This window comes from Bacillus cereus group sp. MYBK220-1 (assembly GCF_051916445.1).
GTDB lineage: Bacteria > Bacillota > Bacilli > Bacillales > Bacillaceae_G > Bacillus_A > Bacillus_A cereus.
The window spans coordinates 927,939-949,583 of record NZ_JBQAGQ010000002.1; the positions used below are offsets into that span (position 1 = coordinate 927,939).

Consider the following 21,645-nt stretch of genomic DNA (forward strand, 5'->3'; position numbering starts at 1 on the left):
GGATAGGTATATGAAAAAAGTATTTGTATTCGTAAGCATTTTCTTTTGTTGTTTCCTTTATAACGTTAAGGAAGGGGTTGCTGCTAGTCCAATGAAACCTAGTTTTGAAGTAAAGTTATTATTGAAGCCAGAACAAGTATTAGGTGATAACAAAGAGATGAAGCAAGAGGTGTTAGAACATTTCCAGGCTGGTACAAAATATGAAAGAATACAAGTGCAATTTTTAGATACTGCGAATAAAAGTTTAAGCGAGGAAGGTTGGTTTGCTAGAATTCGAAAGAAAGAATTTAGTAAAGATTTTGAACTAACATATAAAAAAAGATATCCTATTCAAAATGGTGTAATTCAAGATGCACTAGAAGTAGCTGAAAAAGAAGGATTCGATAGTAATACGGATAGTTATGAGGCGGAAATAGATTGGGGATTTGAGAAGAAAACATTAAGCATTTCAAATAAGAAAAGTTACAGTGCTAAAGGATATGGAATACTTGATTTACCAAATAAACAAGCTGCTCAAAACATGTTAATAGAAAAATTACCAGGGAAAATGAACAAATGGTTGTATACAAATTGGGGAGAAGAGATGTTAAAGAATTCCCATATTTACGGTCCTGTATTAATGAAACGATATACAGGAGATTTTGAAAACATAAAAGCAAATATTGAAATTTGGCCATTAAGTAATACCGGAAAAGTAGAAGATGACTTCGTAATAGAAGTGTCATTTAAAACAAATGAAGAAAGTATTGCGACAAAGCAAAGGGAATTATTAATGGCGAATTTAGAGAAAAAAGGCTGGTTGTTACCGAAAGATAGTTTGAAGACAGAGCTTATTTTTCAGTAAATAGTAAAAAGGAATCCATATGCCGTGGATTCCTTTTTATATATGAGTATTAAGCTAAATCAGCTGACACGAACATATCACTATTTTGAAGGTTTTTAGAGCGTAAACTATAAGCAACTACCTTCTTTTTATATTGTTTTACAACATCAACATGCTCTTCATGACTATAAATATAAAATGTAAAATCTTTTTTACCACGTTTTGCATTGATAATTAAAGGAGTGCCTTCATTATGGGGTGGTGCATAATAGCGATCTAAAAATAAACCTTCGTTAAAATCATGAATAATTTTTGATTTCTGTTCGCCTACTAAGTTATTTCCGTTCATTGTAACAGTCACATTCTCTTCTTCGAGTTGTGGATGTGTTTCAAAGCGACTAATAATGGATTCAATAACAGAGTTAGGAAGGCTAGAAACGATAATTTTAAATGCTCCAAATACAACTAACATTACAATAAACCAAGTCGTCATAGTATATCATCCCCTTTATTCTATTTAATAATATAACTCATATGGTAATAGTACATATGGTGAAGTTTTGTATAATTTGTGAAAAATATGCCATTTTCACGAACGAAATGTTAGAAAAATCAATTTTGTTACAAAAAGTTGAAATCGAAGTATTTTAAAAGAAAAAGGTTTATAATAAAAATATAACTAATAACCACATTACTAATTATAAGGAAGTGTAACTATGAGTACTGTAGCAATCGTATATGGTATTATTCTTTCCACAATTATTGTTTTGTTTTTTGTTGGGGTTTCACGTTATATTCATAAATGGAAAGAAGGCGTTGCGAAATTAAATCACATTGAAGAAGAACTTAGTGATTTAATGTTACATCATGGTAAGTAAACATTTATTTTTTAACTAAACAATGTGAAGGATATCACAAAACATGCTTTCCTAATGAAGGCATGTTTTTTTGTTGTTTAAGAAAAGAAGTGTTTTTGTATAAATGATCTAATTATTACTTAAAAAGGGAAATTTATTTAGTATAATATATAATATGTTTATTTTAGGGGGAGTATCATGAGGGGATTAAAAGTTGTTGGAATTATAGCTGGAATTACTATAGTAGGCTGTATAGCTTTCTTTTCAGTGAAGGAATATGTCAATTCCAAAGAAGACTCTAATTATGTGCTAAATTACATAAAAGAACATAAGGATGATAAAACAACTTCTTTAATTGTTAAAAGAAATGGTGAAACATTGACATCAATAAATGAAAAAGAAAAACTACCGCTAGCAAGTATGTCGAAAATCGTTATAGCAATTGAATATGCTAAGCAAGTAGCTGAAGGGAAAATAAGAAAAGACGAGCAAATTTCATTGAAAGAATTAGAAAAATACTATGTGAAAAATACTGATGGTGGTGCACACCCTGCATGGCTAGATGATGTAAAAGTTAAAGAGTTAGTGAAGGGTGGTCAAACTTCTTTAGAAGAAGTAGTGAAAGGAATGATCCATTATAGTTCGAATGCGAATGCATCATATTTATTGGACAAGCTTGGAGCAGCGCGGATAAATGAAAGTTTGAAAGAGTTAGGCTTAAATAGTCACGATGAATTTTATCCAACGTATACAGGGGCATTATATATGAGGGGCTATGTTGAAAAAGAACTGCATATTCCTCAAAATAAAGCATTGGACAAGCTACGTAATATGTCTAATGATGAATATGTTAAGCATGTATGGCAAATACATGAATGGATGAAAGACGAGAAAGAATGGACAAAACGCGAGATATCTTTAAAAGCCGATATGGACTTTCAGCGTATTTGGTCAGATCGGTTTATAAGTGCAAATGCGAAGGATTACATGAGTTTACTGGAAAAGATAAATAGCAGAAATTATTTTACACCACAAATGCAAGGTGAGATTGAGAATATATTTAAAGGAACCGTAGGAGAGGGTATGTTCGAATTTGCTGGACAGAAAGGTGGTTCTACTGCATTTGTATTAACAAATAGTTTCTATGGTACTGATAAAAAAGGGAATAAGATTGAGATTGTCTTTATGATGAACAATTTGAGTGAAAAAGCATTTGAAAAACTTCTAAGTAATATGGATTACTTTATTCGAGATATTGTCATAAGTGAGGAATTCAGAAATAAATTATAATGAAATAATTTTATTATGTAAACAAAGGGGCACTTATGAAAAGTGCTCTTTTGTAATACAGGATTTTCCAATCTTATTATTGAATATAAATTGAAAATAAGAAAGGAGATTGAAAAATGACAACAATATATTTCGTTCGCCATGCTCATTCTACCTATACAAAAGAAGAACGGGAGCGACCTTTATCTGAAAAAGGACAATTGGATGCAGAAAACGTTACAAGCTTATTAAAAGATGCACATATTGCTGTTGTTATTTCTAGTCCGTACAAAAGAGCAATCCAAACTGTACAAGGAATTGCGAATACATATAAATTATCAATACAAACAGAAGAAGATTTGCGTGAAAGATTATTGAGCACAGAGCCGGTATCAAATTTTAATGATGCTATGCAGAATGTGTGGGAAGATTGGAGTTTTGCATACGAAGGCGGAGAATCGAATGATATCGCACAAAGGCGCGCTGTAATATGTATGCAAAATATATTAAAACAATATGAAGGTAAGAATATTGTAATAGGTACGCATGGAAATATTATGGTATTACTCATGAATTATTTTAATTCGAAATATGATTTTGAGTTTTGGAAAACACTTCATATGCCTGATGTGTATAAATTAAATTTTGATAAAAATCGTTTCATTTCTGCTGAAAGAATAGAGAAAACAGGTCATCGGTTAAATATTTTGTAAAAGTTTATCAAAAAAAGAGGAAAGAGAGAAGTTATTGTAGAAGTATGACTTTGTAACATAAAAAATATATGTTAAAGGAGGCTGTTTACATGTTTGAGAAAGAGAAAGAAGGGCTTATTGAAGTTCAAAACGTATATGAAATTGCACCAGAAGATGGAACAATCATTGGTATGGCAACGGAAGAAGAAATGGAAATTGCTGCTGAACTAGAGTTACAGTACTATGCCCATTCTCGTTTGTTAGAAGCAAATATTCAGTTAGACGGTTCCTCCTACAAAGAGTTACTTCAGGAGTTCCAGGAGTACGAAAGAAAATCAATGAGCTTTTGGCGAGCGATACATAAACGTTTAGCTGTGCCATGGGCGTGGGTACTACGTATTGATGTTGCGAATGGCCCTATATATGTAAGTAATGGAAGTTCATATTACGAAGAAATCGATGATGAAGAAGATTATGAATAGATAAGTAAGGAAGCAGCTTTAGTTGCTTCCTTTTTTTATTTGTAAGAAATGAATCGCCTCAATAATAATATCTGGTCGATCATTTTCTATACCGTGACTAGCATGTTCGGCAAGAATATATTGGCTGTTAGTTGAGAGGTGTAATTGTTCGTGAATTAGTTCTTGCCACATTGCTTCAAGTCGTGTTGCTTCCTCTTTTGGCATGCCACCATTAGTCAATTGAGTAATAGAATATTGAGGATCTCTACCGATAACGATTAATGGTATTTCTAATGTTTTACATAGCTCTTTTAGTGAGAGAGCACAGTTTTTCCACGCCGATAGTTCAGAAGCTGTCGCTTTATATAATGAAGGCGAGGTAGAGAATTCAATTTGCTGTTTTGATTGATCGGTGAGAATAGGTTTTAGTTCATTATAAAGTGTGTCTACATCCATTTTGGAATATATATTATATTTTTGAAACCAAACATCATCAGAATCAGTTTGATCAGAAATTGGTAAATGAAGTTCATCTAAACGGTGTAAGTTCATCGAAGTAGAATCAACTAAAATAAGTGCTTGCAGCTTATCTTCATGTAACATCGCAAAATGTTGTGCACATAATCCTCCATAGGAATGACCGATTAGAATAAATGGTTCTTGAATAGCTAGTTTGTTTAGTAACATATGTAGCTCTTTTGTAACTTGCCTTATTGTACGCGGCTGATTGCCTAAATCACTTTTTCCGTAACCTGGGCGATGGTATGAAACAACTGTAAAGTGCTCTGAAAGCTTTTCTATAATAGGAAACCAATCATAAAATGAGCAAGTCATTCCGGTTTGAATGACTACAGTTTGTTTACCATCTCCTTTTATATGTACTTCTATATTTTGCCCCATTATTTCTACAAATTTATGAATGTTAATTCCTCCTAAGCTTGAAATAATTTTTGACAAGCAAAAACGATACACCAAACACCTATACCAAGTAGGACAGATGTACTAAGTGTAAATGAATTTTTTAAACCAATATAGACAATAAATAATAGTAGTGCTGATGCGGGGAATCCATATAATACCCCTAAAGCAAATTGACTCAATTCTTGTTTATTTCCGCCTTCGAATGAAATCCAAAATAGACTAAGTAAACTCACGAGAGGAAGGGCAGCAATAAAGCCACCTATCGTACTGTAGTGTTTAGCGACTTCAGTGATAACGCCGATAATAAGTGCCGAAACGATTACTTTAACGAGGAAATGCATATTTTGCCTCCTTCGCTAATAAGGAAAATGCTTTTTCAATTAATTGTTGTTCTTCTTTTGATAACTGTGATTCTAATATTTTTATCTTTTCTTTATCTAGTAAAGTATGTTTTTCTAATACTTCAATTCCTTCAATTGTTAATGTAAGGTTTACCACTCTTTCATCTTTTTTATTTCTCTCTTTAACGATGAAACCCTTTTGAATAAGGCGTTTTATATGTTCAGATGCTGTGTTATGAGAAAGACTAAGCTCAGTAGCGACATTTCCAATTGTTATATCTTTCTCACGAGAAACGATTTGTAAAATACGAATTGCTTGGTGGGAAAGATTGTCCTCGTATTCGTATCGTAAGTGATAATAAATGCTCTCCCAATGTTGATTAATGTTGTTCATAATAATAAATCCCCTTTTTATATCGTATAGTAAGATATATTCGTCATTTTAGAAATAAAACCCTTTTATTTGGATAAAAAATGTTGAAAAAGTTTATTTTTATTGAAATATAAGGTAATCTATGTGTAAAGGTATACATTTAGCAAGAGAGAGGATGATAGCTGTGAATACATTCAAATGGATTAGTCATGAACAGATGTATGTAGATGAAATACATGTTGAAAAATGTGGTCCTCTTTCAGTCGGCGTATATGGGGGAAATCAAGAGAGTGATGCATACGAACGAGGAGATGCGGTGCTGGCTTGGTGGGATCCTGAATTACACTTTGAATTTGTTATGATTTTTGATACACATCACAAAACAAAAAATATAGATTATATAATAGAAGCGATTTCGGAAAGAAAAGAAAAACTAAAAGAGTTATTCTCATATCCAATACATTTAGCTTTTCATCATACACATATGTACTTATTAGCGTTATTTACAGATGAGTTATTTATTAAAAAGTGTGATCAAGATGATGAGGAACTCGCTTGCTTAATTTGTTTACGAAAAGGCGAATTTTTATATTGGTTATCAGTTGGTGATTGTTTCGCGTATTTATTCCATTCTGAGAAAACGAAAAATGGAAAAGGACGATTAAATAAACGGAAAAATTACGAATATATTGGCAGGAAAAATATTTTTGCAGCAAATACACCTTGCTTTACGTCAGGTGTAAGAGGATTAGAAAAAGGAATGAATCACATTGTAATGGCAACGGACGGTATTTTAGAGTGTGATAAACGAAGGTTTGATGATGATCAATCTTTAGTAGAAATATTACATGACGGGAATAGCTTGCAGATTGAGCCAGTATTAACAAATGTACTGCAGTGGAAAGGTAGAGATTGTGCCACGATTATTGGGTGGTCTATTGATACTGATAATAAACAATGTGCTAATTAATATAAAAGGAGTTCAAGGCTTTTATCCTTGAACTCCTTTTTGTTAAGCAATATGAATATGATATGTTTTTAACCATTCATTTACTTGTAGCATATACTCCATGGCACTTCTTGCCTCAAAATTGTTAATCTCTTTATTACTTTGATCAGCAATTGAAAGTAAGATGGAATGGTTAATAAGTGAGAAAATAGGATTGTTTTTATTGCTACACATATCAAGTGTTACATTACGGATTGTTTGTAAGTAGAGTGGATCTTGTGAAGTTGGATAAGCGCTTTTTCTTCTATTGCGTACATCGTCAGGTAAAGCTGGTTGTAGTGCTCTACGTAAAATGCCTTTTTCAATATTATCAATACTTTTTATGTTGAAAGGAACATTCCATAAATATTCAACTAATCTATAATCACAAAACGGTACACGAACTTCAAATCCAACAGCCATACTCATGCGATCTTTACGGTCAAGTAAGAAAGGAAGGAATCTTGTTAAAAATAAATAAAACATTTGACGTTGTTTCGCGGATTTTTTACTTTCCCCTTCAAGAGTAGGTACTTCAAGTATCGCTTCTTGGAATCGTGTATCAATATAGTTTTCTAGATTACATTGGTTACTTACTTCATTTAGTAGAAGAGGAGATGTATTTTTCCAATTTGTTAGCCAAGGAAACTTATCTACATATAGTAATTCTTCTTGATGAAACCAAGGGTATCCACCGAATACTTCATCAGCCGATTCACCGGATAAAGCTACGGTCGCATCTTTTTTCATTTCGCAAAATAGTAAATATAGTGAAGTTTCCATTTCACCAGCACTCGGTAAATCTTTCGCATGAAGGGGAACGAATAAGTGATTTGCTAATTCTTCAGCATTCACAATAATATCATGATGCGCTGTCCCGACATGTTCAGAAACGCGTTTTACCCAAGGAGCGTCTAAACCAGTGCGAGCAAATGTCAGCTCGAAATCTTTTGCACTATTTACAAAGTCAACGGAATACGTATGAAGTGTTTTATTTTCCGCAGCAAATTCTTTACCCGCAAGTGCAGTAATACCGCTAGAGTCTAATCCGCCTGATAACATACAAACGAGAGGAACATCGGCAATTAATTGTCTTTTTACTGTATCTTGTAAAATAGATAAAATATGCGAAGATGTATCTTCTATAGAGTCTGTATGGAACTTACTTTCTAAATTCCAATACTTCGTAACTACTTTTTTATGACGTGTAAACGTTATACAATGTCCAGCACGCACTTCTTGAATATGTTTAAAGACGCCACATCCAGGAGTTCGAAATAAGCCTAATCCAAATATTTCATTTATGCCATCCGCATCAATTTCAGCAGGAACAGATGGATGCGCTAATAACGCTTTTATTTCAGATCCGAAAATAATGCTGTCATTTCTTTCTGTGTAAAAGAGTGGTTTTACACCTAAATGATCACGCGCTAAAAATAATTGTTGCTTCTGATCATCCCATAAGGCGAGAGCGAAAATTCCGTTTAAATGTTGTACGCAGTCTTCTTTCCATTCTAGATAAGCATGTAGTAACACTTCTGTATCTGAATGGGTTTCAAATGCATGCCCACATTTTTGAAGCTGCTCTTTAAGTTCACGGAAATTATAAATTTCTCCATTATAAGTAAGAGCATACGTATAATCACCAGCACGGAATGTCTTCGGCTGTGTACCGCCTTCTGGATCAATTACAATTAAACGCCGGTGTGCAAAGGCCGCATGAGGTGAAAACCAAAATCCTTCAGCATCTGGACCACGATGCTGAATACGATTTGCCATCTTTTTTAAAATAACATGTTGATTTGAAAGGTCTTCCTTCCAATCTACCCAACCTGTAATTCCACACATACACATCTCATCTCCTAAATTAAAATAGTAGATTAACGAAATAAAATGTACATCAAGTTAAAAAATGACTATATAAATAGTGTACTACATGAATTAAATTACAGACTTGAGAAAATTTTCTTTGAACGCATAGTTATGTGAGACAATGGCTAAGGGAAAGTATTCCATTACATACAAAAAATAAAAAAGATGAGAGAAAAAATTTTTTCAGACGTTATATAGGATGTAAAAGCTTTTACAAAACAATAAGGGGAATCGCTACATGAAATCAAATGAGAAAAATTTTATAAAAAGATTACAGCGGCAAAAAGAAGACGCGTTAGAATTTGTTGTCGATACATACTTACCACTCATAAAGGGGATCACGCATAAAGTTCTACTCCCAATTCAAAATGATGGACTCATAGAGGAATGTATAAACGATATATTTCTTTCCATTTGGAATAACGCAAATAAATTTCATGGAGAGCCGAGTGATTTTAAAAAGTGGATTGCAGCGATTGCGAAGTTTAAAGCAATTGATTATTACCGGAAATCGACTAAAACAGTAGAAATCATTTCAGATGAGTTTCATATCAGTACAGAAAAATCAGCAGAAGACGAATTAATCGTTATGGAAGATAGGGAAGAATTATTGAAGCTCATTAATCAATTAGAACCGCTAGATCAAAAGGTGTTCATTATGAAATATTTACTTGGTATGAAGACAGAGGAAATAGGTGGCAAGTTAGGATTAACTCGGGCAGCAATTGATAATCGAGTGTACCGGGGGAAAAAGAAACTACAACAAAATGCTACGAATATTAGTTTTGGAGGTAGTGCAATATGAAAGACATTTATGAACTATTAAATGATATTGATATAGATGAAAAAGAACTAGAAGAAATTGAGGCTTCTGAAATTGAAAAGGAAAAAGTAAAACGAAATGTAAAACAATCGATACGTACGAAGAAAAAGATGAAAAGTTGGAAAAAAGGTGTCGCTGCTGCATCTATTTTAGTAGGATTATCAGTTGCAACTCTTGGTATCGGTTTTCCTACATATGCTGGAGGGTTGCCAATTGTAGGTGACATATTCCGATTTTTAGATAATGGTAGAACGGGGTTATATGAAAACTCTAAAACTGACGCAGGGAAGATAATGGAGCCTCATTATAATTATAAACAATACACTACAGTACTAAATATGACAAAAGAAAGCAAGGGAATAAAGATAACGATTAATGATGCCATTTTTGATGGGAAGACAGTATCAATAAACTATTCTATAGAAAGTAACAGAGATCTAGGCGAAAATCCAAGTACGTTGGATTTTTTAACTATTAAAGGAGCAGGTACCCAATCAGGTAGCAATAAAATTACTAAAGTCGCAGATAGAAAATATACAGGTTTAATAAAAACAAGTAGCGATCTAGTTGGTAGTAAAGAAACTATAGTGAATGTTGAATGGAATGTACAAAGTATAGCCATTTTAGAAACTGAAGAAGAGATAAAAGGGGATTGGAATTTTAATATTAATCTAAAAGGAATAGAAAATAAAGAGACATTGATTGGAGGTAGTACAGAAAAAGATGGTGTCAAAGTAAATATGGAGAGAATGGAAATAACACCAATTTCGTTTATTCTATATTACAACCAAGAAGTATCTCAAAAGATAAGGGGTGTATGGGATGGAGTGGATGTCGATTTAGAAGTGAGAGATGATTTAGGTAATCAGTATTATGGAGAAGGAAATGGAGGTTCAGGTGAAGATTCTTATAATTTTAATTGGAGTAAAACATTCCAACAACTTAATGAGAACGCTACTAAGTTAATAATAACACCTCACGTTAATTTAAGAATCCACAATCCTGAAAATTATGGATCGGTAACAATAGTTGAAGGACAAGTAAAGGAGCGTTTTGTACCTCGAAGATTGGGAGGCAATAAGGGTATTGTATTAGATGATATTGTCATTGATTTAAAGAAATAAAAGAGAGACTGCCTAAAATCATTTAGGCAGTCTTTTTTTTGTTAAGAACTAGTAACGAGCAATGCATGCGGATGCTGCGTTTTATATTCATCTTTCCACGAAATATTTAGTTGTTCCCACGATTCGCCGCTATCATTGGATTGAAAGACGCCATTGTTATTTAACGTGTAAAACGTATGTGGTTCTACCTTGTTTGTAGCAAACATCGAAATGACTGTACCGATTGCAGATGGTAGTCCTTGTTGTACTTGCTGGAACGGAGTATCTTTCGTTTTTCGATAAATATAAGATTCATAAGGGATACGATGATGAGCGAGATCAGCACTTGGCGCGGCAGAAACGAGAATCGTATCACAATCAGCTGGATCAATTGCCATGCTGTATAAATAATGATGTTCAAGTCCTTCACTACATGAGATCCAGCTGTTTCCATTGTTATAACTTTCAAGATATGCACGATCAGGTCCGCCCATAAATCCGTCACCACATGATGCATAAAGGCGATTTGGTGCTTCAGGGTGCATAAGCAATTGATGTGCATCGATAGGGGCACCGAATTTTTTATCAATCCATGTATGCCCTTTATCGTTACTTTGAATAACAGCACCAGCTTCGATTGAAACGTGTATTGTATTAGGGTTATTTGGGTCAACTGTAATCCAGCGTACGTGATGGGTAAAAGGTCTAGGCGGAAATGCCCACGTATAAGAAGATAATAATGATTTCATATTTTTAAGTTCAGTCCACGTTTCACCACCATTTTCAGAGCGAAATAAAGCGCTCGGTTCTGTGCCGACATAAACGACACCATATCCGTTAACTTGTTCATTTGAGCTTATTGTTATGGAAGTGATAGAGGAGTGCAAAATACCATCTTCTTTAGGGAAATCAAAGTAACGATAAGAATCTCCAATTGGTCTCCATGAATCCCCGCTATCGTCACTGAACCATAGACCTCGTCCAAATGTTCCGCAATATACACGATTCTTTTGAAATGGATCAACAGCGATACAGGTAGGTTGCATATTTTGTAAGTGATAAGTCGTTTCATAGTTATCATTGTGTTCTTTCACTACAACAAGTTCACGTTCCATACAGAGAAATAAACGTTTCATTTAAGTAACCTCCTTAAAAATTCTTTCATTAGTAAACAATATGAAAATAAAAAAGAAGTAGTCTTGTTTTATTTGAGAAAAAGGGATTGTTTAAAAAATAGCGAAGTGTGTATACAGAGGAAGCGGGCGTTTACAATCAGTCAATTCGGGATAAAGATGGGGAGTTTGTTTCATACTAACATACAGATATTGTACTTAAAGGAGTATAAGTATGGGACATTCGCATGATCATGGTCATTCAAAAAATAAAAAGGCGTTACTAATTGCCTTCCTACTAACAACAAGTTTTATGATTGCAGAAGTTGTTGGTGGATTTGTAACAAATAGCTTAGCACTACTATCTGACGCGGGGCATATGCTAAGTGATGCAGTATCTTTAGCTTTAAGTTTACTTGCGTTTAAACTCGGAGAAAAAACAGCAACAACTGCGAAAACATACGGGTATAAGCGAGTCGAAATGTTAGCAGCATTATGTAACGGTGTCGTTCTTATTGTCATTTCGGTATACATTTTTATTGAAGCAATCCGTCGTTTTAAAGAACCAGTTGAGATTGCTAGTAATGGGATGCTCATTATTGCAGTCCTTGGTCTGCTTATTAATATTTTATCAGCTTGGATATTAATGAGGGGCGGAGATGTAAAAGGTAATTTGAATTTAAGAAGTGCTTTCCTGCACGTACTAGGCGATCTATTGGGTTCCGTCGGAGCGATTATTGCTGCGTTACTTATTAAATTTTTCGGATGGACTGCTGCAGATGCGGTTGCTAGTATTCTTGTGTCTATTTTAGTCATTATTAGTGGATGGCGTGTAACACGTGATACGGTTCATATATTAATGGAAGGTGCACCACAGCACATAAATGTTGAAGAGGTAAAAAGTACGTTATTAAATATTCCGATTGTCAAAGAAGTTCATGATTTGCACATATGGTCTGTCACATCAGATTTTCAAGTATTAACATGTCATCTTATTATTAAAGGTAATGAAACGCAAAGTGTATTAAAAGAGGCTACGTATGTATTAAAGGAGAAATTTCATGTAGAACATGTCACCATTCAAGTAGAAATAGATGGTGAATTTCATCACGATGAGACAACTTGCAAAGTATGAAAGAAAAAGGATAAGAAAAAGTGTCATAACATTTTTCGCACGGCATACATATATATAATGTGGCCACAAATACTTTGCAAGGTAAATATTTCATGAAATTACTTTACTTATAAAGAGTCATCTTTTATAATCAAAAGTGGTAATTGATAAAGATTATCATTTTCAATGATTGTAGAAAGGAGTTTTTTAAAAGATGAGTAGTCAACTCCGTTTTGCTGTTGAAAATCGTAAGAGGCATTTAATTGATGAGTTAATTGGGGCAGGTGTGTTTAAGATTCGCGACCGACAATTATACGAGCTGTCTTTAGAGGAATTGGAAAAAGAGTACGAAGATATGGAAGATTATGCAAATGTTCAGGCATAGCTATATAGATTAGTAAAAGGAGAGCTGGTTACGATTTTGTGTAACCAGCTCTCCTTTTATTTCGTAGAAATTATTTTTTGTATTTCTTTCATGGGACGGAGCCAGTTTTGGGTCATTATTTGTTCCATTTGTTTTTCGTCCTGCTTCTGTAATGCTTGAATGATAGAGTGATGTTCTTCAATAGATTGACTTGCTGGAACAAAGTTTTGGAAAAACAAATATTCAAGACGTAAAACGTGAAGTTGCATATTTTCTAAAAAGGGTTCAATATATTGGTTTTTAGCAATAGAAGAAATTGTATTGTGGAATTGTATATCTAATTCTAAAGCTTGTTTTGCGTTTTTTTTCTCTATAGAGTGCTGAAAATGATCATTTATTTCAGAAAGTAGTTGAATATCAGCGTCTGTAATGTTTTGAAGAGCTTGCTTTCCTATAATAGAGTGAAGACCAGCCATCGTTTCATAAATGATAGATACGTCGTCTAACTTAATAGGAGCAATTTTTGTTTTTTGCCCTGGTACCATTTCCACTAATCCAGAAAGCTCTAATATTTGAAGTGCTTCTCTTACAGGTGTTCTGCTTACTCCTAGTGCCTCAGCCAATTCCCCATCATTAATTTTTTCATTGGGCTTCAGTACACCTTCAATAATCCAATTTTGTAGTTGATTTAAAACGAGTGATTTTGCTGAAATTCTTCCTGGTTTTTTATAATTTTGAGGGACAGGCATAGTGAATTCAATCCTTTCATTGTATATTTTCCTTTTTTGCATGAACAAGCTTTAATTTTTGTTTCCCTTCATCCGGCTTTTGGCTTAAGATGAGCACCATTACAATGACACAAAAAGCGCCTAATAACTGAAAAGATTGAAATGGCACGTGCAATATAAGTACAGAAGAAATAATAGCTGCGAGTGGTTCTGTGCAACCAAATAATGTTGTTTCTTTCGGAGTCAGGTATCGTATGCTGTCTAAGTATAAATAAAAGGCAATAAGTGTCCCGAAAATGACGACAAATGTGATGAGCGGTAGGGTACTTAGTTTTACATATTTCATAGTTGATAATAAAATGAATTCGTTTGTAGAAATAAAGTGTACAATCGTTACACCAATACCCCCAATAATCATGCCCCATCCAACGATAACGGAGGAAGACCATTTTTCTAACAATTCCTTTGAATATAAACTATAAAAAGCGAGAGATAATCCAGATAAAATACCCCAAATAATAGCTGGTGTAGAAACAGCCAAGTTATGAACAGACCCGTTTGTTAGTAAGAGAAAAGTGCCTACTAATGAAAGGGTAATTGAAATGAAATCAATTTTTGATGGACGAACGTTCCATTTGAAAAGTAAGTATACAGTGATGAATATAGGAGCTAAATATTGTAATAATGTTGCCACGGCAGCATTTCCTTCTTTAATTGAAGCGAAATACGTATACTGTACAGCAAGCATACCGAATAGACCAAACAAAATCATTTTAATAGCATCAGATTTTTGTTTCCAAATGCCAAATATCTCTTTTTTTCTCGTTCCGAATGAGGAAATAATGAGCAAAATAATTCCAGATATAAGTAAACGGATCGTAACTAACCATTCGGTTGAAACATTGTCATATTGAAAAAGTTGTTGTGCAGCTGTACCAGACAAGCCCCATAAACAAGCCCCGATTATGACCATTATAATTCCTTTTAATCGATTTGAATCCATATGATCTAAAATTCTCCTTTCTAAAAATACAAATTGAATACAATATGCAATATATCACAGAATGACTCGTTAATAAACTGAAATTTCTAATTTTATTTTTTTATGTATAGTAAAATATTGTAGAGGAGGGGGAGGATATGTTAGCTGGATTTTTAGTTTGTTTATTTGTTGGGTTACTTATCATTTTTTTAGGGTATCAAATACATGTGAAAAAGAGGTTGTTTTTGTTAGCAGGATATCAAGAAGAAACGTTTGTTGGAGATAAAAATAAATTAGCGAAGCTTTCAGGAGCATTTTCTTATATAGTTGGAGTTGCTACTATAATATTACCGCTTGGCTTAGAAAAAATAGGGGGGGTAGTTGGTATCGTATATGCTATATTAATTGTTTTAGGTACAATTGTATTTATAATTAAAGCAAACCTATTAAATAAGAGTGCTATAAAGTAAAAAGGCTTCATTCTACTGAAGCCTTTTATTAATTATTATGAAGTATAAGTAAAAGCCGGGATAGGATCAATAAATGTATTCCAGTTTTGTTTCATTTCTTTCTCTGTTAATAGACAACTATCTAATGATTGTTCAATTAAAGAACGGTTCATATCAATTCCGATAAATACGAGTTCGGTTATTCGATCTCCATATTGTTTATCCCAGTTTTTCAATACTTCTGGTTCTTCTGTAATCATTTGATTTCTTTCAGTTTCAGGTAATGCCGCTATCCACTCACCGGCTCCTTGAATTGTAATAGAGGAACCTGCTTGAGATAGAAGCCCTATCATATTATTACGAGATGCCAGCCAGAAGAATCCTTTCGCTCTTACAACATCTAAAGGCCATTTTTCTAGCCAATTCATAAGGCGCTTGGGATGGAAAGGATATTTGCGGCGGTAAACAAAGGAATTGATACCGTATTCTTCCGTTTCCGGTGTATGATGGTCACTATTTAATTCTTGTATCCAGCCGGCCGATTGACTGGCTTCTTCATAATTAAATAGATTTGTGTTTAAAATTTCTTGTAATGGTACTTTGCTAAACGAAGATTCAAGAACTTTTGCATTAGGATTTAATTTTTTTAGTAAATGATGAAGCTCTATCACATCTTCTTTTTCTAGCAAATCTATCTTATTAAGAATAATTACGTTTGCAAACTCAATTTGATCTATTAATAAATCAATAACTTCCCGGGTATCATTCTCATCGATTGCTTGTTTTCGGTCTAATAAACTTTCTCCATCTGCAAAATCATCCCAAAATCTATTTGCATCTACAACTGTAACCATCGTATCGAGGCGACAATTTTTCGTTAAATCAATGTTAAGAACTTCGTCTGTATAAGTAAACGTTTGAGCAACTGGAATAGGCTCACTTATACCAGAAGATTCAATAATAATATAGTCAATATCACCATTTTCCACAAGACGATTCACTTCTATCATTAAATCTTCTCGTAGTGTACAACAAATACAGCCATTTTGAATTTCTACTAGTTTTTCCTCCGTACGTGAAAAACCACCCTTTTTTATAAGAGATGCATCAATGTTTACTTCGCTCATATCATTAACGATAACAGCTACTTTTAAGTTATTCTTATTAGTCAAAATGTGATGTAGTAAGGTAGTTTTTCCAGATCCTAAAAAACCACTTAATACAGTGATAGGTACTTTTTTCATGAAATGATCTCTCCTTTAAATCGTAATGATTACGTTTTATATTAAACGATGGGAAAAGAAAAATCAATAATAAATCATAATGATTACGATTTAAGAATAGAAATAGACTATAAAATTTGTGCTGTAGTATGAAGCATTTGGACAAGCACATGTTTACATATAAATAAAATGGAGGCGAGAAGCTTGGTCTTTAATAGAGTTTCAAAAGAAGTAGTAGGCATAGCTCTTATCGCTATGTTTCTCTTTTTATTATTTTTTGTAGATTTTACAAGTCTAGTAAATTTGCATAAAAATATGCCGCAGGAATGGTTGAATGTGAATACGGTATTTTTAAGTATCATTTTTGAAGCAATACCTTTTATTTTATTAGGGGTCATTGTTTCTTCATGTATTCAAGTGTTTGTGACGGAAGATATGATTCAAAAAGTAATGCCGAAATCTCCAATTGTTGCAATGATTCCAGCAGTATTTGTGGGAGTTCTTTTTCCAATGTGTGAATGTGTCATTATACCAATTGTAAGAAGGCTCATTCAAAAGGGGTTACCACTTCATGTAGGCATTGTTATTTTAATGAGTGCACCCATTATGAATCCAGTCGTTCTTTTATCTACTGTATATGCGTTTCCAAAAAATGATTACGTTGTATATGCACGCTTTGGGATAACAATTCTAGTTGCTCTATTCATAGGTCTAATTGTGTATTATTGCTATCGCGAAAGAAATGTTTTAAAAGACGTAGAGGTTTCAGTTCAAACAAGCAAAAAAAAGAGTTGGAAAGATGTTATGAATCACACTGTAGATGAGTTTTTTGATACTGGTAAGTATTTATTGATAGGTGCTTTTTTAGCAAGTGTATTTCAAACGTTTTTTGATCGGAATGTACTGGATGTAGTAGCACATAACGAAGTAATTGCTCCCGTTATTATGATGGGATTTGGTTATGTTTTATCAATTTGTTCTGCAGCCGATGCTTTTATAGCCGCATCTTTTGGACATGTTTTCTCGGTAAAGGCACTTCTCGCATTTCTTGTGTTTGGGCCTATGCTTGATATGAAAAATACGTTAATGCTATTTGCGTATTTTCAAAAGAGATTTGTATTCTTTTTGATAGGAATTGTCATTGTATCTGTGTATACCATTCTGCAAATCATAATGTTATAGGAGGTGAGAAAGAATGGAGAAAGAGGAGCAGAAGGCGTATCATCGCTATATACGTGGCATTATTTTAATTGGTTTAGCAATGCTCTTATTTAAACTACTTGTAACAGGGAATATTTATAATTTTATCGCTCCAAAAATGATTAAATTTACGTATATAGCTTTTGTAGTAATTTTAATTTTTGGTATTGTACAAGTTTGGGGAGATGGAAGAGAAAAACAGCATGATTGTAATTGTTGTAAACATCATACAACATCAAAATCAGGGATAAAAAGTTTCTTTGTATATGTTTTATTTGTTGTTCCGATAGTTAGTGCTTTTCTCTTTGGAAGTGTAACAATTGATGGAAGTTTAGCAGGAAAAAGGGGTATGAATCAAAGTGTACAGTCGAGAAGTCTGGAAAGGAATGAAAAAGAGGGGGAACAGGTTAATTTTGATGGGCGAGAAGTATCCGTTGATCCAGAAGAAACATCAAATTTATCAACGACTTATAAAACGGAAGAGCAAGTAGTAAAAAGTATGTTAGGACAGCGTAAACTACAAGTAAAGGATAAGGACTATGTTCAAACAATGAATGTAATTGGTCAAAATGTTAATTGGTTTAAAGGGAAAGAAATTACATTCTTAGGGTTTATATATAAGGATAAAGATGTGACGGGTAATAAAGTAGTAGTGGCTCGATATGGCATAACTTGTTGTATTGCGGATGCATCAGTCTGGGGGATGATTGTTACCGGGAAAAATATTGAAAAAATTCCAGAAGAAACATGGGTGAAAATAACAGGATTATTAGATGAAACGACATATAAAGGAACAGTCTTTCCACTTGTAAAAGTAAACAAAATCGAGAAAATTAATAAGCCAACTGATCCATATGTATATGATGCTTTACCTCAATAGAAAAGAATAAATTTTTCATATTTTCATGAAATAGAATCATAATCATGGCGATAAAAAAATAAAGATAAGAGTAATTTGGTTTGTTAAAAATATGTGCAGAAGGAGTTATGCGATGAACTGGGTTACTCATAAACCATCATTTGAATTTGAAACATTTAGTCCTATTATTCGGTCACAATCTGCTTGGAGTGGACATTTAGATTTTGCATATGACTTAGTACGATTTGAAAAACCAGAAACTTTAGTTGAGTTAGGTACACATTTAGGAGCCTCCTTTTTTAGTTTTTGCCAGGGAGTAAAAGATGGAGGGTTATCGACTAAATGCTTTGCAGTAGATACTTGGGCTGGAGATGGGCATACAGGTCCATATGGAGAAGGGGTTTTTCAAATAGTAGAGAAAGTAGTGAGCGATAACTACCTTAATATAGGAAATTTAATTCGATCTACTTTTGATGATGCTGTAGACCGGTTTCAAGATGAAACGATAAATCTTTTGCATATTGATGGCTATCATACGTATGAAGCTGTTTCTCACGATTATAATACATGGATACCGAAAGTCGCGAAAAACGGTATTGTATTATTTCATGATATTGAAGTTAGAAGTAGTGATTTCGGCGTGTATAAGTTTTGGGATGAGGTAAAAGCGAAGTACCCTCATTTTCAATTTGCGCATTCATATGGACTGGGAGTGTTATTTCCGAAGGGTTGTAGTGATAAGTTTGAGGAAATACTTAAAAATAAAGAAGAAATACAAAATATGTATAAATAAAGGTAGGGCATGCATCATTTTAATGATGTGTGCCCTATTTTTGTGTGGGAAATTATGGTGTTAATTAAAAAGTTAAGATAGTTGTAAAAAGTTTTGTTGCAGCAAATATTAAAAAAGTTAGTATGGGATTGTTCTTTGTAAATAAAGTGAAGCTTTAATACGTTCATGTCAATCCGGGATTTTACAGTAGTTAATTTCTTAACTAATTGCTTTGTACTTACTGAATTTTAAGGCGGAGGTCTTATTGGCCGGAAATATCGGGATAAATAAAAATACAACATTTTTTATATTTTTCATTGCGAAAAACGTAATCTACTTTTACAATAGAAAGGGTTGTGAATATATTATACTGGAAAAATAAATCGAAATAATATGAAAATTTTGTTTTGTCTTCGCTAATTGTATATTACATACATGTAAGACGACATACGTCATGTTATCGACTTGTAAGGAGAGAAAAAAATGAAAAGTGTAAGATTACCATCGATGCTAGAAATCATAGTTCTTTTATTACTATTTCTTGCTGTTGTCTTTTCCTTCCAAACGATTTTTGATCTCCCAATTCAATTAGCGCTATTTATTTCATGGTTTTTAGTAATTGCGCTTGGATTAAGATTAGGATTTCGTTATCAAGAATTGCAAGATGCAATTACGAAAGGGATTTCTAACGGATTAGAAGCGATACTGATTTTAGTTGCAGTAGGTGCTTTAATTGGAACATGGATTGCTGGTGGGGTAGTACCAACATTAATCTATTATGGATTAGAATTTATTCACCCTAGCATATTCCTATTAGCAACATTAATTATTTGTTCTATAACTTCTATCGCAACAGGAACGTCTTGGGGAACAGTGGGAACAGCAGGTATTGCTATGATGGCGATTGGTGAAGGACTTGGTTTACCACTTCCGCTTGTTGCTGGTGCAGTTCTTTCAGGAGCTTATTTCGGCGACAAATTATCACCACTTTCTGATAGCACAGTTCTTGCAGCTTCTATGGCGAAAGTAGATGTTATTGCTCACGTTCGAGCTATGCTCGTATTAGATGTTCCGGCTTATATTATTACTAGTATTATGTTTACTGTAGCTGGTTGGATGTATGGCGGCGATAATGTAGATTTGAATCGAGTAGAATTTTTAAAAGAAGCTTTATTAAAGCAATTTGATATTAAAATATGGATGCTTGTTCCGGCGGTCATTGTTATCGTTCTATTAGCGATGAAGAAACCGTCTATGCCAACAATTGCAATGGGAGCTTTAATTGGTACAATTTGGGCAACTCTTTTCCAAGGGATGAACTTTGGAGAGGCGATTGGAACAGCTTATAACGGATTCTCAATTCAATCTGGTGTTGAGTTTGTTGACAAGTTATTAAACCGTGGTGGAATTAACGGCATGCTTGGCTCAGTAGCCGTTATTATTTTCGGTTTAGGATTTGGTGGATTACTTGAAAAACTAGGTGTTTTAAAAGTAATCGTATCAAAATTTGAGAAGAAATTAAATTCTGCAGGTAATGTAACATTGTCTACATTAATCGTGGCATTCTTAGCTAATATATTTGGTTGTGCGATGTATGTATCACTAATTTTAACACCAAAAATTATGGAAGATAGCTATGATAAATTAAAAATAGACCGTCGTGTATTAGCGCGTAACTCAGAAGTAGGTGGAACGTTAACTTCAGGTATGGTTCCATGGTCTGATAATGGTATTTTTATGGCTGGTATTTTAGGTGTAGCAACGTTCTCATACGTTCCGTTTATGTGGTTAAGCTTCGTATCGTTAATTTTAGCAGTTATTTACGGATATACAGGCAAATTCATCTGGTATGTAGATGATGCAGATAAAGGAAAGCAAGCATCATAAAATAAAAATCACCTTCTACAATATGTAGAAGGTGATTTTTTTATTTTTTAATAGCATTTGCTAAAGTAATTTCATTCTCATATTTAGCAATTTTTTGTTGTATCTTTTTTAAGTTTTTTTCAGTGTCTTGCATGAGCTGTAAGACATTGGTCTCCTGTTGTTTCATTAATTCTAACCTTTGAAGGATGGTAGATTCTCCTTCCATAGACCAGTCGATAAATTGTTTTATTTTTTGAATTGGCATACTGGTGTTTTTTAAACACAAAATCATTTCTAAATATTTCAGTGCTTCTTCATCAAAAACTCGATCTCCTTTTTCGTTTCTTTGCAGAAAAGGAAACAGTCCTTGTTTATCGTAATAACGTATTTGAGAAATAGTTAAATGTTGCATTTTGGCGACTTGCCCAATTGTATAATACATATCATTCATCC

26 protein-coding genes are annotated in these 21,645 nt (G+C 33.5%); 16 read left to right on the top strand and 10 right to left on the bottom strand.

What is annotated here, in order from left to right; genetic code table 11:
* Positions 1-10: 10 nt before the first annotated feature.
* Positions 11-844 carry a hypothetical protein gene (locus ACTFRU_RS11755; protein ID WP_440037656.1) on the top strand — a complete coding sequence of 278 codons (834 nt, stop codon included), beginning with the start codon at positions 11-13 and terminating at the stop codon, positions 842-844.
* A 49-nt stretch (positions 845-893) separates the two neighbouring features.
* On the opposite strand, the gene ACTFRU_RS11760 is transcribed toward ACTFRU_RS11755, so the two are convergent.
* Positions 894-1,316 (bottom strand): YfmQ family protein, encoded by a 423-nt coding sequence (locus tag ACTFRU_RS11760; RefSeq protein WP_000214581.1) that lies wholly within the window; start codon positions 1,314-1,316, stop codon positions 894-896.
* 41 nt (positions 1,317-1,357) lie between these two features.
* Between ACTFRU_RS11760 and ACTFRU_RS11765 the strand changes: the two genes are divergently transcribed.
* The 5 genes from ACTFRU_RS11765 (at position 1,358) to ACTFRU_RS11785 (ending at position 4,123) form a co-directional block, all read left to right on the top strand.
* Positions 1,358-1,474 carry a hypothetical protein gene (locus tag ACTFRU_RS11765; RefSeq protein WP_001987133.1) on the top strand — a complete coding sequence of 39 codons (117 nt, stop codon included), beginning with the start codon at positions 1,358-1,360 and terminating at the stop codon, positions 1,472-1,474.
* A gap of 65 nt (positions 1,475-1,539) precedes the next feature.
* Complete coding sequence (locus tag ACTFRU_RS11770) at positions 1,540-1,701, top strand: hypothetical protein (protein ID WP_000108701.1); 162 nt, start codon at positions 1,540-1,542, stop codon at positions 1,699-1,701.
* A gap of 177 nt (positions 1,702-1,878) precedes the next feature.
* Positions 1,879-2,970: a serine hydrolase gene (locus ACTFRU_RS11775; RefSeq protein ID WP_044306861.1), complete on the top strand. Its 1,092-nt coding sequence runs from the start codon at positions 1,879-1,881 to the stop codon at positions 2,968-2,970.
* Positions 2,971-3,086: 116 nt separating this feature from the next.
* The gene (locus tag ACTFRU_RS11780; RefSeq protein ID WP_440037657.1) at positions 3,087-3,662 is read left to right on the top strand and encodes a histidine phosphatase family protein; all 576 of its coding nucleotides are present in this window, start codon (positions 3,087-3,089) and stop codon (positions 3,660-3,662) included.
* Between the two features lie 89 nt (positions 3,663-3,751).
* Positions 3,752-4,123 (top strand): hypothetical protein, encoded by a 372-nt coding sequence (locus ACTFRU_RS11785; RefSeq protein ID WP_000461779.1) that lies wholly within the window; start codon positions 3,752-3,754, stop codon positions 4,121-4,123.
* 18 nt (positions 4,124-4,141) lie between these two features.
* Here ACTFRU_RS11785 and ACTFRU_RS11790 read toward each other — a convergent pair whose 3' ends face one another.
* From ACTFRU_RS11790 to ACTFRU_RS11800, 3 genes are read right to left on the bottom strand one after another with little or no spacing between them, the layout of a single operon-like run.
* On the bottom strand, positions 4,142-5,074 hold the full coding sequence (locus ACTFRU_RS11790) for an alpha/beta fold hydrolase (RefSeq protein WP_375366170.1): 933 nt from the start codon (positions 5,072-5,074) through the stop codon (positions 4,142-4,144).
* Positions 5,035-5,364, bottom strand: a complete 330-nt coding sequence (locus ACTFRU_RS11795; RefSeq protein ID WP_000545640.1) for a DUF3147 family protein — start codon at positions 5,362-5,364, stop codon at positions 5,035-5,037. The genes ACTFRU_RS11790 and ACTFRU_RS11795 overlap by 40 nt, the downstream gene beginning before the upstream one ends.
* Positions 5,348-5,758, bottom strand: coding sequence for a MarR family winged helix-turn-helix transcriptional regulator (locus tag ACTFRU_RS11800; protein WP_016122242.1), 411 nt, complete (start codon positions 5,756-5,758; stop codon positions 5,348-5,350). Before ACTFRU_RS11800 ends, ACTFRU_RS11795 begins: the two co-directional genes overlap by 17 nt.
* 121 nt (positions 5,759-5,879) lie before the next feature.
* Here ACTFRU_RS11800 and ACTFRU_RS11805 point away from each other — a divergent pair, with 121 nt between their 5' ends.
* Positions 5,880-6,707: a protein phosphatase 2C domain-containing protein gene (locus ACTFRU_RS11805; protein ID WP_002023784.1), complete on the top strand. Its 828-nt coding sequence runs from the start codon at positions 5,880-5,882 to the stop codon at positions 6,705-6,707.
* Between the two features lie 42 nt (positions 6,708-6,749).
* On the opposite strand, the gene asnB is transcribed toward ACTFRU_RS11805, so the two are convergent.
* The gene (gene asnB / locus ACTFRU_RS11810) at positions 6,750-8,573 is read right to left on the bottom strand and encodes an asparagine synthase (glutamine-hydrolyzing) (RefSeq protein ID WP_440037658.1); all 1,824 of its coding nucleotides are present in this window, start codon (positions 8,571-8,573) and stop codon (positions 6,750-6,752) included.
* A 262-nt stretch (positions 8,574-8,835) separates the two neighbouring features.
* Here asnB and ACTFRU_RS11815 point away from each other — a divergent pair, with 262 nt between their 5' ends.
* Complete coding sequence (locus tag ACTFRU_RS11815; RefSeq protein ID WP_046392557.1) at positions 8,836-9,402, top strand: sigma-70 family RNA polymerase sigma factor; 567 nt, start codon at positions 8,836-8,838, stop codon at positions 9,400-9,402.
* Positions 9,399-10,544 (top strand): DUF4179 domain-containing protein, encoded by a 1,146-nt coding sequence (locus tag ACTFRU_RS11820; protein ID WP_006923267.1) that lies wholly within the window; start codon positions 9,399-9,401, stop codon positions 10,542-10,544. The genes ACTFRU_RS11815 and ACTFRU_RS11820 overlap by 4 nt, the downstream gene beginning before the upstream one ends.
* 41 nt (positions 10,545-10,585) lie before the next feature.
* Here ACTFRU_RS11820 and ACTFRU_RS11825 read toward each other — a convergent pair whose 3' ends face one another.
* Entirely contained in the window at positions 10,586-11,659 is a 1,074-nt protein-coding gene (locus ACTFRU_RS11825; protein WP_049108330.1) for a WD40/YVTN/BNR-like repeat-containing protein, read from the bottom strand.
* A gap of 211 nt (positions 11,660-11,870) precedes the next feature.
* Between ACTFRU_RS11825 and ACTFRU_RS11830 the strand changes: the two genes are divergently transcribed.
* Both ACTFRU_RS11830 and fbpA read left to right on the top strand, forming a co-directional pair.
* Positions 11,871-12,770, top strand: a complete 900-nt coding sequence (locus ACTFRU_RS11830; protein WP_440037659.1) for a cation diffusion facilitator family transporter — start codon at positions 11,871-11,873, stop codon at positions 12,768-12,770.
* Between the two features lie 193 nt (positions 12,771-12,963).
* Complete coding sequence (fbpA, locus tag ACTFRU_RS11835; RefSeq protein WP_000098303.1) at positions 12,964-13,134, top strand: Fur-regulated basic protein FbpA; 171 nt, start codon at positions 12,964-12,966, stop codon at positions 13,132-13,134.
* A 56-nt stretch (positions 13,135-13,190) separates the two neighbouring features.
* Here the strand turns inward: fbpA and ACTFRU_RS11840 are convergent, their stop codons facing one another.
* Entirely contained in the window at positions 13,191-13,862 is a 672-nt protein-coding gene (locus tag ACTFRU_RS11840) for a GntR family transcriptional regulator (RefSeq protein WP_002023787.1), read from the bottom strand.
* Between the two features lie 16 nt (positions 13,863-13,878).
* A complete protein-coding gene (locus tag ACTFRU_RS11845) occupies positions 13,879-14,844 on the bottom strand; it encodes a DMT family transporter (protein WP_000378080.1) in 966 nt (321 codons plus the stop codon).
* 137 nt (positions 14,845-14,981) lie between these two features.
* Between ACTFRU_RS11845 and ACTFRU_RS11850 the strand changes: the two genes are divergently transcribed.
* Complete coding sequence (locus ACTFRU_RS11850) at positions 14,982-15,293, top strand: DUF3784 domain-containing protein (RefSeq protein ID WP_006923259.1); 312 nt, start codon at positions 14,982-14,984, stop codon at positions 15,291-15,293.
* A gap of 35 nt (positions 15,294-15,328) precedes the next feature.
* Here the strand turns inward: ACTFRU_RS11850 and ACTFRU_RS11855 are convergent, their stop codons facing one another.
* Entirely contained in the window at positions 15,329-16,516 is a 1,188-nt protein-coding gene (locus tag ACTFRU_RS11855; RefSeq protein WP_006923257.1) for a GTP-binding protein, read from the bottom strand.
* 168 nt (positions 16,517-16,684) lie between these two features.
* Between ACTFRU_RS11855 and ACTFRU_RS11860 the strand changes: the two genes are divergently transcribed.
* The 4 genes from ACTFRU_RS11860 to nhaC all read left to right on the top strand — a co-directional run bounded on the left by ACTFRU_RS11860 (position 16,685) and on the right by nhaC (position 21,213).
* The gene (locus tag ACTFRU_RS11860) at positions 16,685-17,677 is read left to right on the top strand and encodes a permease (protein ID WP_002023790.1); all 993 of its coding nucleotides are present in this window, start codon (positions 16,685-16,687) and stop codon (positions 17,675-17,677) included.
* Between the two features lie 13 nt (positions 17,678-17,690).
* Positions 17,691-18,575: a TIGR03943 family putative permease subunit gene (locus tag ACTFRU_RS11865; RefSeq protein WP_078385194.1), complete on the top strand. Its 885-nt coding sequence runs from the start codon at positions 17,691-17,693 to the stop codon at positions 18,573-18,575.
* 112 nt (positions 18,576-18,687) lie between these two features.
* Positions 18,688-19,347, top strand: a complete 660-nt coding sequence (locus ACTFRU_RS11870; protein WP_001104667.1) for a class I SAM-dependent methyltransferase — start codon at positions 18,688-18,690, stop codon at positions 19,345-19,347.
* A 462-nt stretch (positions 19,348-19,809) separates the two neighbouring features.
* Positions 19,810-21,213 (top strand): Na+/H+ antiporter NhaC, encoded by a 1,404-nt coding sequence (gene nhaC, locus ACTFRU_RS11875; RefSeq protein WP_368970574.1) that lies wholly within the window; start codon positions 19,810-19,812, stop codon positions 21,211-21,213.
* 40 nt (positions 21,214-21,253) lie between these two features.
* Here nhaC and ACTFRU_RS11880 read toward each other — a convergent pair whose 3' ends face one another.
* Positions 21,254-21,634 carry a MerR family transcriptional regulator gene (locus ACTFRU_RS11880; protein WP_016122254.1) on the bottom strand — a complete coding sequence of 127 codons (381 nt, stop codon included), beginning with the start codon at positions 21,632-21,634 and terminating at the stop codon, positions 21,254-21,256.
* Positions 21,635-21,645 lie beyond the last annotated feature (11 nt).

What these genes read in the sequence shown, in the direction of transcription:
- ACTFRU_RS11815 (WP_046392557.1), top strand. Translation starts at nt 8,836, where the DNA reads ATGAAATCAAATGAGAAAAATTTTATAAAAAGATTACAGCGGCAAAAA.
- ACTFRU_RS11860 (WP_002023790.1), top strand. Translation starts at nt 16,685, where the DNA reads ATGGAGGCGAGAAGCTTGGTCTTTAATAGAGTTTCAAAAGAAGTAGTA.
- fbpA (WP_000098303.1), top strand. Translation starts at nt 12,964, where the DNA reads ATGAGTAGTCAACTCCGTTTTGCTGTTGAAAATCGTAAGAGGCATTTA.
- ACTFRU_RS11880 (WP_016122254.1), bottom strand. Translation starts at nt 21,634, where the DNA reads ATGTATTATACAATTGGGCAAGTCGCCAAAATGCAACATTTAACTATT.
- ACTFRU_RS11855 (WP_006923257.1), bottom strand. Translation starts at nt 16,516, where the DNA reads ATGAAAAAAGTACCTATCACTGTATTAAGTGGTTTTTTAGGATCTGGA.
- asnB (WP_440037658.1), bottom strand. Translation starts at nt 8,573, where the DNA reads ATGTGTGGAATTACAGGTTGGGTAGATTGGAAGGAAGACCTTTCAAAT.
- ACTFRU_RS11830 (WP_440037659.1), top strand. Translation starts at nt 11,871, where the DNA reads ATGGGACATTCGCATGATCATGGTCATTCAAAAAATAAAAAGGCGTTA.
- ACTFRU_RS11780 (WP_440037657.1), top strand. Translation starts at nt 3,087, where the DNA reads ATGACAACAATATATTTCGTTCGCCATGCTCATTCTACCTATACAAAA.
- ACTFRU_RS11845 (WP_000378080.1), bottom strand. Translation starts at nt 14,844, where the DNA reads ATGGATTCAAATCGATTAAAAGGAATTATAATGGTCATAATCGGGGCT.
- ACTFRU_RS11785 (WP_000461779.1), top strand. Translation starts at nt 3,752, where the DNA reads ATGTTTGAGAAAGAGAAAGAAGGGCTTATTGAAGTTCAAAACGTATAT.
- ACTFRU_RS11820 (WP_006923267.1), top strand. Translation starts at nt 9,399, where the DNA reads ATGAAAGACATTTATGAACTATTAAATGATATTGATATAGATGAAAAA.
- ACTFRU_RS11770 (WP_000108701.1), top strand. Translation starts at nt 1,540, where the DNA reads ATGAGTACTGTAGCAATCGTATATGGTATTATTCTTTCCACAATTATT.
- ACTFRU_RS11870 (WP_001104667.1), top strand. Translation starts at nt 18,688, where the DNA reads ATGAACTGGGTTACTCATAAACCATCATTTGAATTTGAAACATTTAGT.
- ACTFRU_RS11760 (WP_000214581.1), bottom strand. Translation starts at nt 1,316, where the DNA reads ATGACGACTTGGTTTATTGTAATGTTAGTTGTATTTGGAGCATTTAAA.
- ACTFRU_RS11805 (WP_002023784.1), top strand. Translation starts at nt 5,880, where the DNA reads ATGTGTAAAGGTATACATTTAGCAAGAGAGAGGATGATAGCTGTGAAT.
- ACTFRU_RS11755 (WP_440037656.1), top strand. Translation starts at nt 11, where the DNA reads ATGAAAAAAGTATTTGTATTCGTAAGCATTTTCTTTTGTTGTTTCCTT.
- ACTFRU_RS11765 (WP_001987133.1), top strand. Translation starts at nt 1,358, where the DNA reads ATGGTAATAGTACATATGGTGAAGTTTTGTATAATTTGTGAAAAATAT.
- ACTFRU_RS11865 (WP_078385194.1), top strand. Translation starts at nt 17,691, where the DNA reads ATGGAGAAAGAGGAGCAGAAGGCGTATCATCGCTATATACGTGGCATT.
- ACTFRU_RS11825 (WP_049108330.1), bottom strand. Translation starts at nt 11,659, where the DNA reads ATGAAACGTTTATTTCTCTGTATGGAACGTGAACTTGTTGTAGTGAAA.
- ACTFRU_RS11795 (WP_000545640.1), bottom strand. Translation starts at nt 5,364, where the DNA reads ATGCATTTCCTCGTTAAAGTAATCGTTTCGGCACTTATTATCGGCGTT.
- ACTFRU_RS11775 (WP_044306861.1), top strand. Translation starts at nt 1,879, where the DNA reads ATGAGGGGATTAAAAGTTGTTGGAATTATAGCTGGAATTACTATAGTA.
- ACTFRU_RS11800 (WP_016122242.1), bottom strand. Translation starts at nt 5,758, where the DNA reads ATGAACAACATTAATCAACATTGGGAGAGCATTTATTATCACTTACGA.
- ACTFRU_RS11850 (WP_006923259.1), top strand. Translation starts at nt 14,982, where the DNA reads ATGTTAGCTGGATTTTTAGTTTGTTTATTTGTTGGGTTACTTATCATT.
- ACTFRU_RS11840 (WP_002023787.1), bottom strand. Translation starts at nt 13,862, where the DNA reads ATGCCTGTCCCTCAAAATTATAAAAAACCAGGAAGAATTTCAGCAAAA.
- nhaC (WP_368970574.1), top strand. Translation starts at nt 19,810, where the DNA reads ATGAAAAGTGTAAGATTACCATCGATGCTAGAAATCATAGTTCTTTTA.